The organism is Pseudofrankia saprophytica (assembly GCF_000235425.2).
GTDB lineage: Bacteria > Actinomycetota > Actinomycetes > Frankiales > Frankiaceae > Pseudofrankia > Pseudofrankia saprophytica.
The window spans coordinates 4,596,787-4,610,923 of sequence record NZ_KI912266.1; the positions used below are offsets into that span (position 1 = coordinate 4,596,787).

The 14,137-nt window shown below is 74.0% G+C and carries 15 protein-coding genes and 1 pseudogene; 9 read left to right on the forward strand and 7 right to left on the reverse strand.

Annotated features, from left to right (window positions below; genetic code table 11):
* A pseudogene (locus FRCN3DRAFT_RS45270) lies at window positions 1-994 on the forward strand (glycosyltransferase family 39 protein); the annotation flags it as partial.
* Window positions 991-2,454 (forward strand): mannosyltransferase family protein, encoded by a 1,464-nt coding sequence (locus FRCN3DRAFT_RS0219275; protein ID WP_007518325.1) that lies wholly within the window; start codon window positions 991-993, stop codon window positions 2,452-2,454. The pseudogene FRCN3DRAFT_RS45270 and the gene FRCN3DRAFT_RS0219275, both read left to right, overlap by 4 nt.
* A 68-nt stretch (window positions 2,455-2,522) precedes the next feature.
* On the opposite strand, the gene FRCN3DRAFT_RS0219280 is transcribed toward FRCN3DRAFT_RS0219275, so the two are convergent.
* The 4 genes from FRCN3DRAFT_RS0219280 to FRCN3DRAFT_RS0219295 all read right to left on the reverse strand — a co-directional run bounded on the left by FRCN3DRAFT_RS0219280 (window position 2,523) and on the right by FRCN3DRAFT_RS0219295 (window position 4,435).
* Window positions 2,523-2,717, reverse strand: a complete 195-nt coding sequence (locus FRCN3DRAFT_RS0219280) for a DUF5703 family protein (RefSeq protein WP_007518323.1) — start codon at window positions 2,715-2,717, stop codon at window positions 2,523-2,525.
* A gap of 150 nt (window positions 2,718-2,867) precedes the next feature.
* Complete coding sequence (locus FRCN3DRAFT_RS54180; RefSeq protein WP_131803527.1) at window positions 2,868-3,098, reverse strand: hypothetical protein; 231 nt, start codon at window positions 3,096-3,098, stop codon at window positions 2,868-2,870.
* A gap of 134 nt (window positions 3,099-3,232) precedes the next feature.
* Complete coding sequence (locus FRCN3DRAFT_RS0219290) at window positions 3,233-3,979, reverse strand: maleylpyruvate isomerase family mycothiol-dependent enzyme (RefSeq protein WP_007518321.1); 747 nt, start codon at window positions 3,977-3,979, stop codon at window positions 3,233-3,235.
* 162 nt (window positions 3,980-4,141) lie between these two features.
* Window positions 4,142-4,435 carry a helix-turn-helix domain-containing protein gene (locus FRCN3DRAFT_RS0219295; protein ID WP_007518319.1) on the reverse strand — a complete coding sequence of 98 codons (294 nt, stop codon included), beginning with the start codon at window positions 4,433-4,435 and terminating at the stop codon, window positions 4,142-4,144.
* Window positions 4,436-4,615: 180 nt separating this feature from the next.
* Here FRCN3DRAFT_RS0219295 and map point away from each other — a divergent pair, with 180 nt between their 5' ends.
* The 5 genes from map to FRCN3DRAFT_RS0219320 all read left to right on the forward strand — a co-directional run bounded on the left by map (window position 4,616) and on the right by FRCN3DRAFT_RS0219320 (window position 10,151).
* Window positions 4,616-5,383: a type I methionyl aminopeptidase gene (gene map / locus FRCN3DRAFT_RS0219300; protein ID WP_007518317.1), complete on the forward strand. Its 768-nt coding sequence runs from the start codon at window positions 4,616-4,618 to the stop codon at window positions 5,381-5,383.
* Between the two features lie 85 nt (window positions 5,384-5,468).
* Complete coding sequence (locus tag FRCN3DRAFT_RS0219305; protein ID WP_007518315.1) at window positions 5,469-6,041, forward strand: PadR family transcriptional regulator; 573 nt, start codon at window positions 5,469-5,471, stop codon at window positions 6,039-6,041.
* The gene (locus tag FRCN3DRAFT_RS0219310; protein ID WP_007518313.1) at window positions 6,038-6,850 is read left to right on the forward strand and encodes an ABC transporter ATP-binding protein; all 813 of its coding nucleotides are present in this window, start codon (window positions 6,038-6,040) and stop codon (window positions 6,848-6,850) included. Before FRCN3DRAFT_RS0219305 ends, FRCN3DRAFT_RS0219310 begins: the two co-directional genes overlap by 4 nt.
* Window positions 6,847-9,336: an FtsX-like permease family protein gene (locus tag FRCN3DRAFT_RS0219315; RefSeq protein WP_007518311.1), complete on the forward strand. Its 2,490-nt coding sequence runs from the start codon at window positions 6,847-6,849 to the stop codon at window positions 9,334-9,336. Before FRCN3DRAFT_RS0219310 ends, FRCN3DRAFT_RS0219315 begins: the two co-directional genes overlap by 4 nt.
* A 371-nt stretch (window positions 9,337-9,707) precedes the next feature.
* A complete protein-coding gene (locus FRCN3DRAFT_RS0219320; RefSeq protein WP_007518309.1) occupies window positions 9,708-10,151 on the forward strand; it encodes a CBS domain-containing protein in 444 nt (147 codons plus the stop codon).
* A gap of 269 nt (window positions 10,152-10,420) precedes the next feature.
* Here FRCN3DRAFT_RS0219320 and FRCN3DRAFT_RS0219325 read toward each other — a convergent pair whose 3' ends face one another.
* A complete protein-coding gene (locus tag FRCN3DRAFT_RS0219325) occupies window positions 10,421-10,765 on the reverse strand; it encodes a TfoX/Sxy family protein (protein ID WP_007518307.1) in 345 nt (114 codons plus the stop codon).
* A gap of 150 nt (window positions 10,766-10,915) precedes the next feature.
* Here FRCN3DRAFT_RS0219325 and FRCN3DRAFT_RS0219330 point away from each other — a divergent pair, with 150 nt between their 5' ends.
* Together FRCN3DRAFT_RS0219330 and FRCN3DRAFT_RS57760 are read left to right on the forward strand one after the other, a co-directional pair.
* Complete coding sequence (locus FRCN3DRAFT_RS0219330) at window positions 10,916-11,878, forward strand: zinc-binding dehydrogenase (RefSeq protein WP_007518306.1); 963 nt, start codon at window positions 10,916-10,918, stop codon at window positions 11,876-11,878.
* A gap of 111 nt (window positions 11,879-11,989) precedes the next feature.
* Window positions 11,990-12,367 carry a ClpX C4-type zinc finger protein gene (locus tag FRCN3DRAFT_RS57760; RefSeq protein ID WP_007518304.1) on the forward strand — a complete coding sequence of 126 codons (378 nt, stop codon included), beginning with the start codon at window positions 11,990-11,992 and terminating at the stop codon, window positions 12,365-12,367.
* 213 nt (window positions 12,368-12,580) lie between these two features.
* Here FRCN3DRAFT_RS57760 and FRCN3DRAFT_RS0219340 read toward each other — a convergent pair whose 3' ends face one another.
* Window positions 12,581-13,105, reverse strand: coding sequence for a hypothetical protein (locus tag FRCN3DRAFT_RS0219340; protein WP_007518302.1), 525 nt, complete (start codon window positions 13,103-13,105; stop codon window positions 12,581-12,583).
* Window positions 13,106-13,267: 162 nt separating this feature from the next.
* On the reverse strand, window positions 13,268-14,083 hold the full coding sequence (locus tag FRCN3DRAFT_RS49660) for a class I SAM-dependent methyltransferase (protein ID WP_007518301.1): 816 nt from the start codon (window positions 14,081-14,083) through the stop codon (window positions 13,268-13,270).
* Between the last annotated feature and the right edge of the window lie 54 nt (window positions 14,084-14,137).

Sequence of the window (14,137 nt, forward strand, 5' to 3'; positions counted from 1 at the left end):
CGCCGCCGCGGCGGCGCGCATCGCCGCCGCGACCGCCCGGCCACGGTTCCCCGCCGCCGGCCGGCGCGGAGCGTTCGCGGCGGTCCTCGGCATCGTCTGCGGCGCGATCGTCTTCTCCCCGTGGCTGGGCGAGTTCCGCTTCCAGTCGGCGCACACCGGCACCCCCTGGGGTGAGCCCGCCAGCTTCGCGGCCATCTCGCACGCCTACGGCCAGTGGGCCGGCGGCCCGTCGACGGTCGGCCGGATCCTGCTGCTGTTCATCACCTGCCTGGTCGCGCTCGGCATCGCCGGGCGGGGCCTCGGTGGCCGGTTCGTGCTGATCGACCTGCGCGGCGGGGAGCCGGGGCGCACCCTCTTCCTGCTGTCCACGGTGACGCTGCTGGTCGCCGTCGCCGCCGGCAAGGTCGTCGGCAACGCCTGGGCCGACCGGTACACGGCGACGGCGTTCGTTCCCTTCCTGCTCGTCGTCGGCCTCGGGGCGACGGTCGTGCGCCACCAGCGGTTCGTCCGCGTCACGGTCGCGGTCTGCGCCCTGGCAGGGGTGGCCGGCGGATACGCCGACGTCCAGATGCAGCGCACCCAGGCCACCGACGTCGCCTCGGTCCTCAAGCGGGAGGCCAAGCCCGGCGACCTGCTGCTGATCTGCCCCGACCAGCTCGGGCCCGGCCTCGCCCGCACGATCCCGCCTGGTCTGAACGTGCACCTGATCCCGACGTGGGGGCCGCCGGACCGGGTCAACTGGGTCGACTACGAGGAGCGCAACCAGGCCGCCGACGGCGTCAAGCTCGCGCAGCGCGCCCTGGCGGAGGCCGGCGGCCACACGATCTTCATGGCGGACTCCGGCGGCTACCGAACCTACGAGACGCTCTGCCTGCAGATCCAGACCGAGATCCAGAACAAGCGGCCGAAGGCCAGCCTGGAGATGGAGCAGGGCAAGCCGTCGGAGGTGTACGAGAACTACCAGCTCGTACGGTTCCTTCCGCCTCCGTCATGACCGACACGCCGGACGGCGGGCGGGCGGCCATGTCGCGGCCGCCCGCTGGGTCCGCGACCACGGACGACGACGACGAGGACGAGGACGCCACCGTCCCGAGCTTGGGCGAGGCTGGCGCCGTGGCCGGTCCCCGGTTCGAGCCGTACGCGGCCGCGGCGGCGCGGCCGGTGGAGCGACGGACCTCCGGTGCGCACCGCGCGACGCGCCGGGAGGGCGAGCGGTCCGGCCGCTACACCGACGAGATCGACAACATGCTGGTCGTGCTCGCGGACCCGGCGACCGCCCGCGGCGGCACCGCGGCCCGGCACCGGTTCGGCCTGTCCGACGGCGTCGCCCCCGACGTCGCCCGCGGCGGCCGGCTCTCCCGCTGGTACATACCCGAGGCGGCCGTCGCCTGGGTGGCCGGCCGGGTCGTCGTCGCCGCGGCGCTCGGCCTGGTCCACTTCCTGGCCGGTTCGGTCTCGGACAACGGCGGCCGGCTCGACCACTCCGGCCTGCTCGGCTGGGACGCCGGCTGGTACGAGAGCATCGCCACCCACGGCTACGGCGGCGCCGGCGAGGAGAGCCGCCGGTTCTTCCCGCTGCTGCCGATGCTGGTGCGCGCCCTGTGCACGCTGCCCGGGCTCTCCGGCCACGAGGGCGCGGTGCTGCTGGTGGTCGTCAACGCGCTGGCGTTCGCGCTCACCGTCCTGCTCGCCCGGCTGGCCCGGGCCGAGGGGTTCCCGGACCCGGCGATCCGCCGGGTGATCTGGCTGTCGGCGCTGGCCCCGCCCGCGTTCGTGCTGGCGATGGGCTATGCCGAGGCCCTGGCGATGGTGCTCGCGGTCGGGGCGTTCCTCGCCGCGCGGTCCGGGCGGTTCTGGCTCGCCGCGCTCGCCGGGCTCCTCGGCGGGCTGTGCCGGCCGCTGGGCCTGCTGCTGGTCGCGCCGATGCTGATCGAGGCGGCCCGCGGGCCGCGCTCGGCGTCGCCGCGCTGGTGGCTGCCGAGGTTCGCCGCGGTCGTCGCCCCGGCGGCCGGTGCCGGGATCTACGTGGCCTGGTCGGCGACGACGTACCACGACGGCCTCGCGCCGCTGACCATGCAGCGCGACGCCGCCCGCCACGGCGCCGCCGGCAACCCGCTGTCGGTGCTGTGGGACGCGGCGCAGGGCACGCTGCACGGCGAGGTCGGCACGGGGTTGCACGTGCCGTGGCTGCTGCTCGCGCTGGTCGCGCTGGTGCTGATGGCCCGGCTGCTGCCGGCGAGCTATCCGGTGTGGTGCGGGCTGGTGCTGCTCACCGTGTTCACCGGCTCGAACCTGGACTCCTCGGAGCGGTACGTGTTCGGCGCGTTCCCGTTCGTCCTGGTCGCGGCGCTCGCGCTCGGGCGCCGCACCGTCTGGCCATTCGCCCTGGCGATCTCGGCCACCGTGATGACGGTCTACGCCACCCTCGCGTTCACGCTCGCCTACGTGCCATAGGCCAGCCGGCATCGGCCGGGCACCGGGCCGATCCGCCTCGGGCGCCTCGGGCGAGGTCGGTCCCGAGGTCAGGTCGGGAGGTAGCCGGGCAGGCTGCCGGGCCGGCGGCGGCGGCGCAGCACCACGCGCCGCGAGCCGTCGGGAAGCAGCCGCAGCCGCTCGAGCTCCCAGCCTCCGAACTCGGCATGCATGGTCAGAACCGTCTGCGCCGTCCGCCGGTCCGTCCACGGCGGCAGGTACAGCCGCTGGTACTCCAGCTCCATGTGTCGACACGGTAACGGCCAGGTAGATCTCGAGGGTACGTTTCGCGGTGACTTGAGGCGGCGATGACACGTCCCACCCCGTGGCATCTACCAGGTCACTCGCCCGGATGCGCTGCGTCGCGCACCCGCCCACGCGCCCCGCCCGATCGGTTACCCTCCGTAGTCGATATCCATGGCGTCGAATTCCACGATGTCGCCCTTGCCGCCGCCACGACCCGACTTCCGAACCAAGCCGTCAAGATCTTTTTCCGGAGTCTGCGGGCTGTCAACGGCGTGGACAACGCTGCGCGGCACGCCACCGAGCCACCGGGCCACCGGCCGCGCGCCGCGATCCGCCAAGATCCCATCTACCGCGCGCGCTCGATCCCCACCGGCCTTCACGCAGCGAACCGTGGTCGATGGTCGCGTCCCTGAACACCCTCATCAGCCACGATTCGCGACCAGCGAGCCGATCGTGGTCGATGGTCGCGTCCTGGGAGGCGACCATCGACCACGATCGGCGGCCGCCGGGTCAGTCAGAGCGCGTAGGTACGCAGCAGGGCGAGGGTTTTGGCGGCGTCGGGGCCGGAGGTGGCCAGTCCCGAGGCCTCGGGCGCGAGACGACGGGCGGCGACGCGGCAGAAGGCCCCTGCGGGACCACTGATCACCAGGTCGGCGCCGGCCGGTCCGTACTCCCAGACGGTGACGCCGTCCGGGGCGATCAGCTCGCAGCGAACCGTCGGTGCCTGCTCGCCGGCGACGGCGAACGCGTATGGCAGGGTGCGGTGCGCGAGCCAGGCGACGTGGCGGAGCCGGTCGGTGTCCGGGAACGGGATCGCGAGCGGCTCGACGATGTCCAGGCCGTGCGCCCAGTGCTCGGCGAGCCGGGTGGTGGCGAGCGCCGCGGGTCGCAGCGGCGCCGCCACCCAGGTGACCGGCCTGTCCGGGTCGGCCCGGCGCAGCGCCTCAAGGGCGGCGGTCCTCGCCGCCTGCCAGCGGGCGTACACCCGGGCGGGATCCTCGCGCTCACGGCTCACCCAGGCGTCCATCGCCTCGTCGACCGAGGTGGTCTCGTCCACCCCGCCGACGGACCCGAGGGCGCCGGCCGGGCCGGCGGCGATGGTCTCGACCACCGTCTCGTCGGTCTGCGCCAGGTGGAGCACGACGTCGGCGACGCTCCAGCCGGCCGCCGCCGAGGGCGCCGTCCAGGACGCCTCGTCGAGGCCGCCGAGGATCCGGTCGAGGTTGTCCAGCTCTACTTCCAGATCGTCGAAGATCTGCATGCGCGAAGCCTAGGCTCCACAGCCACGGCGGCGCCAGAACGTCGCTAGCCGGACAGCGGACAGCGCCGAACGCCGGCCGCCACGCCACGCCACGCCGCCTCACGGCCTCGGCCCGCCGCGTCGGCCGCCGTCTGACCCCGCGACCGGGACGGGTTGTCGGGATCAGGCCGACATGCGGCTGGCGACGTAGTCGAGGGCGTCGGCGACGCCGCCGGGGCTGGCGCAGGCCGCGGCGATCTCGTCGAGCGAGATGCCGAGAACGGTGGCGAGCGCGGCGACGGTGAAGAACGCGGGGGTCGGGATCCGGCCGGACTCGATCTTCCGGATGGTCTCGGCCGACACGCCGGCGAGCTCGGCGACGCGCACCATGCTGCGCTCACCGCGGGCGGCCCGCAGCAGCGCCCCGAGCCGTTCGCCCCGCGCGCGCTCATGGCTGGTCAGCGGTGTCCGCACCATGTTCAGCATCCTAGTCCCGTGATAGTTATACCGGTATAGTTATTGCCGTAGTTGACCGGGCCGTCACACGGATCGGGACCACATAGTGGCGAGATCGGGCCAAGCCCCGGACCGGTCGAACAGGACGAACGGGCGACACGACGCGGCGCGACACGACGCGGCCCGGATGGAGGAGATGGCATGGTCGAGCTGAAGTCGCCCGCGGCGATCACGGCGATGCGAGCGGCCGGGCAGGTGGTCGGCCGGGCGCTCGCGGCGGTCCGGGCGGCGGCGCACGTCGGCGCCAGCCTGGTGGAGCTGGACCAGGTCGCGGCGCGGGTGCTCGCCGACGCGGGCGCGACCTCCACGTTCCAGGGCTACCAGCCCTCGTTCGCCCCCACCCCGTTCCCGGCGGTGATCTGCGCGTCCGTCAACGACGTGATCGTGCACGGCGTCCCGGACGACTACCGACTGCGCGACGGCGACCTGGTGAGCATCGACTGCGGCGCCGAGCTGGCCGGCTGGACCGGTGACGCCGCGACCAGCTTCGTCGTCGGCACCGCGCGCCCGGCGGACCTGCGCCTGATCGCGGCCGCAGAGGAGGCGCTCGCCGCCGGCATCGCCGCCGCGCGCCCGGGTGGACGGCTCGGCGACATCTCGCACGCGGTCGGCCGGGTCTGTCGGCGGGAGCGCTACGGCATCCCCGAAGGGTTCGGCGGGCACGGCATCGGCCGGCGGATGCACGAGGACCCGCACGTCGCGAACGATGGGCCGCCAGGCCGCGGCTTCCCGCTGCGCACCGGCCTGGTGCTCGCGATCGAGCCGATGCTGGTTGCCGGCGGCCGCGACCGTTACCGCACCGACCCGGACGGCTGGGCGCTGCGCACCACCGACGGCAGCCGCGCCGCCCACGTCGAGCACACCGTCGCCATCACCGACGAGGGTCCTCGGATCCTCACTCTCCCCTAACTCCCGCACCCCGGCTCACAGCCCGCGGACCGCGGACCGCAGCCGGTATACATGGCATGTATACGCACCATGTATAGTCCCGCGCATGTCGATCGGACACACGCTGCTCGGGCTGTTGGAAGCCGGGCCGCGCCACGGGTATGACCTCAAGCGCAGCTACGACGAACGGTTCGGGCACGATCGGCCGCTGCACTACGGGCAGGTGTACGCGACGCTGTCGCGGCTGCTGAAGAACGGCCTCGTCGAGGTCGACGGCGTGACGCCCGGCGACGGACCCGACCGCAAGCGCTACGCGATCACCGAGGCGGGCGTCACCGACGTCGAGGGCTGGCTCGCACAGCCGGAACGGCCGGACGTGTACCTGCACAGCGCGCTGTACACCAAGCTCGTCATCGCCCTGCTCACCGGGCGCGGCGCCGCCGACATCCTCGACCGGCAGCGCGCCGAGCACCTGACGGTGATGCGCGCGCTCACCCGCCGCAAGACCGGTGGCGACCTCGCGGACCAGCTGGTCTGCGACCACGCGCTGTTCCACCTGGAGGCCGATCTGCGCTTCCTCGAGCTGGCCGCCGCCCGGCTGGACGCGCTCGCGGCCACGATCGCGACCCCGACCGGGACCGCGATCGGGATCACCGAGGCCGCGGAGACGAGGCCATGACCGCCCGGGACCGAACCGAGGCCGCCCTGACAGCGGTTCCTTCGCCGGGCGGCACGGCAGACCCGGTATCGGCCGGCACGGCGGCCCCGGCGTCGGCGGGCGTCGGCCTGGCCGCGCCGGCGGGCGACGCCGGGCCGCCCGGTGCGCTGCTGGCCGCCGTCGAGCTGCGCAAGCGGTTCGGGACCACGACTGCGCTCGACGGGGCGAGTCTGCGTGTCGACGCCGGTGAGATCGTCGCGCTGATGGGCCCGAGCGGCTCGGGCAAGTCGACGCTGCTGCACTGCCTGGCCGGCATCATCGGCCCCGACGCGGGCGAGGTCTACTACGGGACGCGGCGGCTGTCGGCGATGTCGGAGGCCGGCCGCAGCGCACTGCGCCGCGGCGAGTTCGGCTTCGTGTTCCAGTTCGGCCAGCTCGTCCCCGAGCTGACCTGCGCCGAGAACGTCGCGCTGCCGCTGCGTCTCGGCGGTGTCAGCCGCCGCACGGCCCGCGAGCGCGCGCACGCCCAGCTGGCGCGGCTCGGCGTCGACGACGTCGCCGGCAAGCGGCCCGGCGAGGTGTCCGGTGGCCAGGGCCAGCGGGTCGCCGTCGCCCGGGCCCTCGCCACCGAGCCCAGGGTGATCTTCGCGGACGAGCCGACCGGGGCGCTGGACTCGCTCAGCGGCGAGGAGGTGATGCGCCTGCTCACCCAGGCGGCCCGGGAGGCGGCCGCGGCGGTCGTGCTCGTCACCCATGAGGCCCGGGTCGCGGCGTACTCCGACCGGGAGGTCGTCGTCCGCGACGGCCGGACCAGGTCGCTGACCGGATGAGCGCCCCCGCCGTGACCGCCACCAACGCGGCCCCGGCCGCAGGGACGAGGGCGCGCGCGTGGTTCGTCCAGTTACTGCTCGGGGCGCGCCTCACCCTGGCCGGCGGCCCGTCGGCGTGGCTGCGCACCGCGATGACGGGCGTGGGCGTCGGACTCGGTGTCGCGCTGCTGCTGGTCGCCGCGTCCACGCCCGCGATCCTCGGCGCCCGCGACGACCGGCGCGCCGACCGCGACGCGTCGTCCTACCTCGTCGGCGGACCGGTCGTCCCCGGAGACACCACCGTCGTGGCCCAGCCGTACGAGACCAGAACCCACGGCCAGGAGGTCGCCGGGCTGGTGGTGCGGCCGGACGGGGCGCACCCGCCAGTTCCACCGGGTCTGTCCGCCCTGCCCGGCCCGGGTCAGATGGTGGTGTCCCCCGCGCTCGCCCGGCTGCTCGACGCGCCGCGTGGCGCGCTCCTGGCCGCACGGCTGCCCTTCGAGCGGGTCGGCGTGATCGATGCGGCGGGGCTCGCCGGTCCCCACGAGCTGTACGTCTACATCGGGGAGCCTCGGGACCGGCGGCCGGGCGGCGCGCCGGGCAACGGCCAGGAGTTCCGGATCGACCACTTCGGCCGCCCTCAGCGGGGTGCGTCGGTGCCGGGCGTCCTGACGATGCTCATCATCGTGATCGTCGCCGTGCTGCTGCTGCCGATCGGCGCGTTCACCGCGGCCGCCGTGCGGTTCGGATCGCAGGCGCGCGACCGGCAGCTGGCGGCGGTCCGGCTCGTCGGCGCCGACCCGGGAATGGCGCGGCGGATCGCGGCCGGTGGGGCTCTGGCCGGCGCGCTCGCGGGCTGTGTCGCCGGCGCCGCGCTGTTCCTCGCCGGGCGCCCGCTGGCGCAGCGCGTCACCCTGTTCGGCAACGGCGTGTTCGCGGGCGACATCCGGCCGAGCCTGGCGCTCGCCGCGCTGGTCCTCGTCGCGGTGCCGGCCAGCGCGGTGGCGATCACCCTGTTCTCGCTGCGCCGGGTGGTGATCGAGCCGCTCGGCGTGGTGCGCCTCGCCCCGACGACGCGGCGGCGGCTGTGGTGGCGCCTCGCGATGCCCGCGGTCGGCATCGCCCTGCTGCTGCCCCTGCACGCGGGCGGCGAGGAGGTCTTCGACCGGGGGAAACAGGCCCAGCTCGCCGCCGGCGTCGTGCTGGTCCTGGTCGGGGTGACCGTGCTGCTGCCGTGGGTGCTCGACGCGGTCGTTCGCCGGCTTGGCCCCGGCCCGCTGGCCTGGCAGCTGGCGGTGCGCCGGCTGCAGCTGGACAGCGCGACGACCGTGCGGGCGGTCGCGGCGGTGGCGGTCGCCGTCACCGGCGCCATCGCGCTGCAGATGGTCTTCTCCGTCGCCCAGGACCGGTTCACCCGCAACGTCAGCATCGGTCCTGACGGCAGGCGCACGGACATGGCCCGGCTGATGGTCTACGCCGGCTCGCCCGGCTCGACCGTCACCGACCTGGGGCTGGCGCTGGCGGCCGTGCCCGCGGCGCGCCAGGTGTGGGTGTCGGCCGAGGGCTGGATGATGACAGTCGACCCTATCGGCGGCGACCAGGCCAACGGCCAGCTGTCCGCGAGCCTGGCGGTCGCCGACTGCGCGTCGTTGAGACGGTTCGCCGTCCTGCCCGACTGCGCCGACGGCGATGCCTTCCTCGCGGCGCCGGACGCCTCCACCGGCGGAGGCGGCGCAGGTCCGCCCGTCGTGATCAGCCCCGAACAGCTCACGGGCCAGACGGTCGGCGCGCTCGTGTCGGGGGCGTCCAGCGCGCTGCCCGGCCCCGGAACCCGGATGATCGTGAGCCCCGACGTGGCCGGCGCTGGCAGCGCCTGGACGATCCCCGCCGGGTCCGGCGTCGTCGCCACGCGTCCGGACGCGCCGATCCGCGCCGTCGTGCTGGCCACCCCGGGCGCCGTCGGCCCGGAGCTCCTCGACACGCTGCGCCCCACCGGCTATCTCGACGTCGACCGTGACGAGACGGATGCCTACGACCAGGTCGCGGTGGCCGCCGCCCGGGTCGACCCGCTGGCGAATGTCCTGGCATTCGAGCGCACGGTCGTCGACCCGGTCTTCGGCCAGATCCGGATGTCGATGTATGTCGGGATCGTCGCGGTGCTCGCCATGGTCGGCGCGAGCCTGCTGGTGACCATGGTCGAGCAGCTGCGGGAGCGGCGCCGGGTGCTGGCGGTGCTGGTGGCCTTCGGCGCCCGGCGGCGCACCCTGGCGGCGTCGGTCCTCTGGCAGGCTGGGCTGCCGATGGTGCTCGGGGTGACGCTCGCGGTCGGCCTGGGGATGGGGCTCGGTGCCGCGCTGCTGCGAATGGTCGGCCTGCCGCCGAGCTTCGACTGGGCGAACATCGCGACCGTCTCGGTGGCGACCGCTGTCGTCGTCCTCGGCACGACGGCGGCGAGCCTGCCCGTGCTCCTGCGCCTCATGCGCCCGGATGGTCTGCGCACGGAGTGACCCGCTCGCCACCCAGCCGGCTTCCCACCGGCCGGTGGTGGCGGCGAGGGACGCGTCGTGGGCCGATGGGGACCGCCGTGGAGGCCGAGACGATCAACGGCCCCGGCGTGGCGGGGCTTGTGAGCGGGGCGGGCGGGTATGCCGTTGGCGGCCAGCCGGCTCGCCACGGTCGTCCTCGGACGACCCGGCCAGGCGCACGGGTCCCCCGGCGTCCGGCGACGGCGGCCGGCCGGTCGACCGGCACTCCCGGCGACCTCGGGCGCGGCCAACGGCGCCCGCGCCGGGCGGCCACCCGCATGGGCCCGCGCGGGCGGCGCGGCTGGAAACGGTGCCCGCGTCCACGCCGGCCACGCGTCAACGAGAGGACCGTGATGACGACGACCGCACGCGAGATCATGCACCAGGACGCCACCTGCATCGGCTCGAGCCAGACGTTGCTCGACGCCGCCCGCAAGATGCGCGAACTGGGCGTCGGCGCGCTGCCGATCTGCGGCGAGGACGATCGACTGCAGGGGATCATCACCGACCGCGACATCGTCGTGCGCTGCCTCGCGGCCGGCGGCGACCCGGCGACGACACCCGCGAGCCAGCTCGCGCAGGGCAAGCCGTTCTACGTCGACGCCAGTGCCGGCGTCGACGAGGTACTGCAGAGCATGAGCGAGCACCGCATCAGGCGGATGCCGGTCATCGACAACCGCCGCCTCGTCGGCATGATCAGCGAGGCGGACCTGGCCAGCTGCGGCAAGCTCAGCGACTCCCAGCTCGGCCAGCTCGTCGAGGCGGTGAAGTCCGGCCCCGCGGATCGCGTCGGCTGAGTTTCTGGTTCGCTCCGTCCGGGCACGGCGCTACGGCCCCTTGCTCGCTTCGCTCCCAAGGGACCTCCGCGCCGTGTCCTCCTCCGCTCACGTGCGCTGCGGCGACCTCCGCGCAGGCGCGCCTCCGCGCCGCACGGTCACCCATCGCTGGAACGCCAACAACCCACCAGCGGCCACTCCCGCGGGGCCACGTCGCGCTCGGAGGCGTGCCTCGGCGCCGCACGGTCACTCACCGCCGAACGGCGGCGATCCCACACGGCACGGTGGGGCTATCTCGCTTTGCTGCCGCCGGCGGGCAGGGTGGCGGTGAAACGGACGCCCAGGTCGACCCATTCGATGAGGGCGTCGGTGTCGGCGAGGGCGTCCGGGTCGACGAGCACCCAGCCGGTCATCGCCCGGCCGCGCATCTCGAACGGCCCGACGCCTTCCTGGATCAGCGCGGCCGGGTAGGCGTCCGGCCCGACCCGCAGCATCAGCCCCCTGCTCGTCACCGCGCAGATCATGTTCCCTTCGAGCAGGAACGCGAGCCCGCTGAACATCCGCTTCTCCGACAGCCCCGGCCGTGGCCCCAGCACGTCCCTGACCCGTTCCGCGAGCTCCACGTCGAACGCCATCGCCGCACCTCCGAGCCGTGACCACCCCTGCCCCCGCCGCGGATTGTCACGGACACCACCGACAATTCCGTCCAGCGGGATTGACCTCGTCCCCCCTTGAGGTTGTGGACTAGGCAGGACCCACGGCGGGCGCGAGCGGAGGAGCACGGCATGCGGGTGGTGTACCTGACCAGGTTCGGCGGTCCGGAGGTCCTAGTCGCCGGGACCGCGCCAGAGCCCGTCGCCGGCCCCCGCGAGGTCGTCATCGAGGTCGAGGCGGTGAACGTGACCTTCCTGGACACGCTCATCCGGTCGGGCAACGCCCCCGGCCCGTTCCCGGTCACCCCGCCGATCATTCCGGGCAACGGCGTCGGCGGCGTCGTGACCGCGCTCGGCCCGGAGGTCGACCCCGCGCTCAAGGGCCTGCGGGTGGTCGCCGGCACGGGCGGCTCCGGCGGCTACGCCGAGCGCGTCGCCGTCGCCGTCGACAACCTGGCCGAGGTGCCCGAAGGTCTCGGCGTCGAGGCCGCGACCGCCGTACTCGCCGACGGCCGTACCGCGACCTGGCTGGTGGAGGCGACCGCGGTCGCGCCCGGCGACCGGGTCCTCGTCGACGGAGCCGCCGGCGGGGTCGGCTCCATGCTCGTCCAGCTCGTCCGCGCCGCCGGCGGCACCGTCGTCGCCGCGGCCGGCGGCGCCCGCAAGGTGACACTCGCCCGTGAGCTCGGCGCCCAGGTCCGCGTCGACTACCTCGACCCGGCCTGGCCGGACCAGGTCCGCGCCGAGACCGGTGGCGTCGACGTCGTCCTCGACGGCGTCGGCGGCGAGGTCGGCCGCGCCGCCGTCGGCCTGCTCGTTCCCGGCGGCCGGGCGCTGTCCTACGGCCTGACCAGCGGATCCTGGGCCGGCGTCACCGACGAGGAGGCCGCGGCGCGGGGCATCACGGTCATCCGGAGCCGGCCGGGCCCGCGGGACATCCACCGACACCTGCGGTCGGCACTCGCCGCGGCCGCCGCCGGGCGCCTGCGCCCACTGATCGGCCAGCGCTTCCCCCTGGAGGAGGCCTCGGCCGCGCACGCGGCCATCGCCGCCCGCGCCACCGTAGGCAAGACCCTCCTCACCGTCGGCTCCTGACGCCGGCGGGCGCACCCGGTTCGCGATCACGAGTCCCTCGCGACGCGTCGGCAACTCGACCGCGTCAGGGCAACCTTGACGCTACCCAATCGTCAGGGTTAGCTTGACGCCATGACGATCACTCGAAACCCGGTGCCAGGCGAGGGCCGGCTGGAGAAGTTGTGCTGCTCGTTCTGCGGCAAGGACAAGGCCGTGGTGACGAAGCTGGTGGCCGGCCCGGGTGTCTACATCTGCAACGAGTGCGTGGACCTGTGCAACACGATCATCGCCGAGGAGCCCGCGCCCGCGTTCGGCGCGTGGGACGAGCGTTCGGACGAGGACCTGCTGGTCGGCCTGGCCAAGGTCCAGGCGGTCGTGGCCCACGCCGATGCCGCCGTCCACGACTACGTCGACGTCCTGCGCCGCCGGGGCATCAGCTGGACCCGGATCGGAGCGGCGCTCGGCGTGTCCAAGCAAGCGGCCTGGGAACGGTTCTCCGGCGAGGACTGACTGGCCGACCCGGGCATCGGCGACCTCGACTTCCGGGCAGCGGACGGTTCCTCCCCGCTCGCGGTCCCGGAGGATCCCCGCGGCGAGGGCGTCGAAGGACTGCTCCGCACGATCGACGCCCGGCTGCGGCGCATCGAGCACGCCCTCGCCCTGGACACCGACCGACCGCCGCCGACCGCCTAGCCCAGACCCTTTCGACCACCAGCGACTCCGCTACCAGTGACTCCGCCAGGTGGTCGCCCCAGAGCGGTCCAGGAATACCTCCAGAACCGGACAGCTACAGCAGTCGTGCTGTTTCCCCTCCGGGGTGCCAACCACGATCTCAGCCGGTCGTGACTCGCGAATGACGACGCCCGCGCGCACAAGCTGGAACCGTCTCGCCTGGCCTAGCTCTCCCAGGAAGACGGACGGTGAGACCGTATAGGGGTCCGATTTCTGGTCCAGCCCGGGGGATTCCGTCCGAGGGAGGCTCCGAGCCGTCGGCCAGTGGTAGACCGGTCGGCACTCCTCGTCGCACACCCTCAGTTCGTCCGGGTCATCGCCCGGCTGGATGAACTCCTCAAGATGGACCACGGTTTGCACCAGGCACGGCTCGCAGACGATGTCCCCACAGTCCTCCCCCACCAGCGCGCAGCCGCTGGTTGCGGCGAGCGCCGTCGTCGCGCCCAACCCCGGCAGGGCGACCAGCAATACCAGTAGTCCACGGATCAGAAACGTCCCGACCCGGCGCCGGATCACGCGAGCACCTCCTGTCGTCCCCGGATTGGACGCCCGACGGCCCGGTTCGGTTCGCATTGGTCGCTGCTTCGCCGCCATCTGTTACGGAAAGCCGGCGGCGAGGCCGTGCAGACGTGTTGTCCCCGGCTGCGCGAGGTGCGGGCAGGGTCGGCCGGGTGCCCGCTACGCCGCCTTGGTCGCCCGGACCGCGGCGGTCGTGAACGAGACCAGGATCTGGCCGTCCGCGAGGGACGGGTCGAAGCCGGTCGGCGGGCCGCCGGCGAGCTCGGCGCGCAGGTCGGCGTAGACGGCGTCCCGGTCGGCCACGTCGGTGAGGATCCGTTCGAGGGGCAGGCGGCCAGGGGCTGCCAGCTCGTCGTGGTCCAGCTCGCCAAGCTCCGACCGCAGCAGCTCGGCCAGCTCCGGGTAGAGCAGCGCGGCGGCATGGGACGGGTCCATCTTGCGGTGCAGCTCGTCGAACGGGCCGCGCAGCTCGGGGCCCGGCGCGACCATGTCGGAGACCGCCACGACCCCGCCCGGGCGGCACACCCGGACCATCTCGGCGACCGGGTCACCAGGCCGCGGGAAGTGGTGCAGCGCCGACCGGGACAGGACCAGGTCGAAGGAGCCGTCCAGGAACGGCAGCGCGCTGGCGTTGCCCTCCTGCAACAGGACGTTGGTGATGCCCGCGGCGGCCAGGCGCTCGGCCGCGAGGCCCAGCAGTGTGCCGGTCAGATCGATGCCGACGACCTGCCGTACGTGCGGGGCGACCTGCTCGGCGAGATGGCCCGCGCCGCAGGCCAGATCGAGGACGATCATGTCCGGGTGCAGCGGGCCGAGCCACGGCGGCGGTGGCGCCGCCTGGGGAGCGGCGAAGACCGCGGTTTCGCCGGTGAACAGCCGGGTCTGCTGGCCGAAGGACCGCCGAACGGTCGCGTCGTGGTCGCGGCCGGACTCGCCCGCGGCCTCACCTGTGCCTGTTCCAGGGGTCTCACTCATGAATAAGATGTCTATAGGTTCCCAACCGTGTCCGTCTCTGCACATTCGGTCATG

What these genes read in the sequence shown, in the direction of transcription:
- FRCN3DRAFT_RS0219275 (WP_007518325.1), top strand. Translation starts at nt 991, where the DNA reads ATGACCGACACGCCGGACGGCGGGCGGGCGGCCATGTCGCGGCCGCCC.
- FRCN3DRAFT_RS0219280 (WP_007518323.1), bottom strand. Translation starts at nt 2,717, where the DNA reads ATGGAGCTGGAGTACCAGCGGCTGTACCTGCCGCCGTGGACGGACCGG.
- FRCN3DRAFT_RS0219290 (WP_007518321.1), bottom strand. Translation starts at nt 3,979, where the DNA reads ATGCAGATCTTCGACGATCTGGAAGTAGAGCTGGACAACCTCGACCGG.
- FRCN3DRAFT_RS0219295 (WP_007518319.1), bottom strand. Translation starts at nt 4,435, where the DNA reads ATGGTGCGGACACCGCTGACCAGCCATGAGCGCGCGCGGGGCGAACGG.
- map (WP_007518317.1), top strand. Translation starts at nt 4,616, where the DNA reads ATGGTCGAGCTGAAGTCGCCCGCGGCGATCACGGCGATGCGAGCGGCC.
- FRCN3DRAFT_RS0219305 (WP_007518315.1), top strand. Translation starts at nt 5,469, where the DNA reads ATGTCGATCGGACACACGCTGCTCGGGCTGTTGGAAGCCGGGCCGCGC.
- FRCN3DRAFT_RS0219310 (WP_007518313.1), top strand. Translation starts at nt 6,038, where the DNA reads ATGACCGCCCGGGACCGAACCGAGGCCGCCCTGACAGCGGTTCCTTCG.
- FRCN3DRAFT_RS0219315 (WP_007518311.1), top strand. Translation starts at nt 6,847, where the DNA reads ATGAGCGCCCCCGCCGTGACCGCCACCAACGCGGCCCCGGCCGCAGGG.
- FRCN3DRAFT_RS0219320 (WP_007518309.1), top strand. Translation starts at nt 9,708, where the DNA reads ATGACGACGACCGCACGCGAGATCATGCACCAGGACGCCACCTGCATC.
- FRCN3DRAFT_RS0219325 (WP_007518307.1), bottom strand. Translation starts at nt 10,765, where the DNA reads ATGGCGTTCGACGTGGAGCTCGCGGAACGGGTCAGGGACGTGCTGGGG.
- FRCN3DRAFT_RS0219330 (WP_007518306.1), top strand. Translation starts at nt 10,916, where the DNA reads ATGCGGGTGGTGTACCTGACCAGGTTCGGCGGTCCGGAGGTCCTAGTC.
- FRCN3DRAFT_RS57760 (WP_007518304.1), top strand. Translation starts at nt 11,990, where the DNA reads ATGACGATCACTCGAAACCCGGTGCCAGGCGAGGGCCGGCTGGAGAAG.
- FRCN3DRAFT_RS49660 (WP_007518301.1), bottom strand. Translation starts at nt 14,083, where the DNA reads ATGAGTGAGACCCCTGGAACAGGCACAGGTGAGGCCGCGGGCGAGTCC.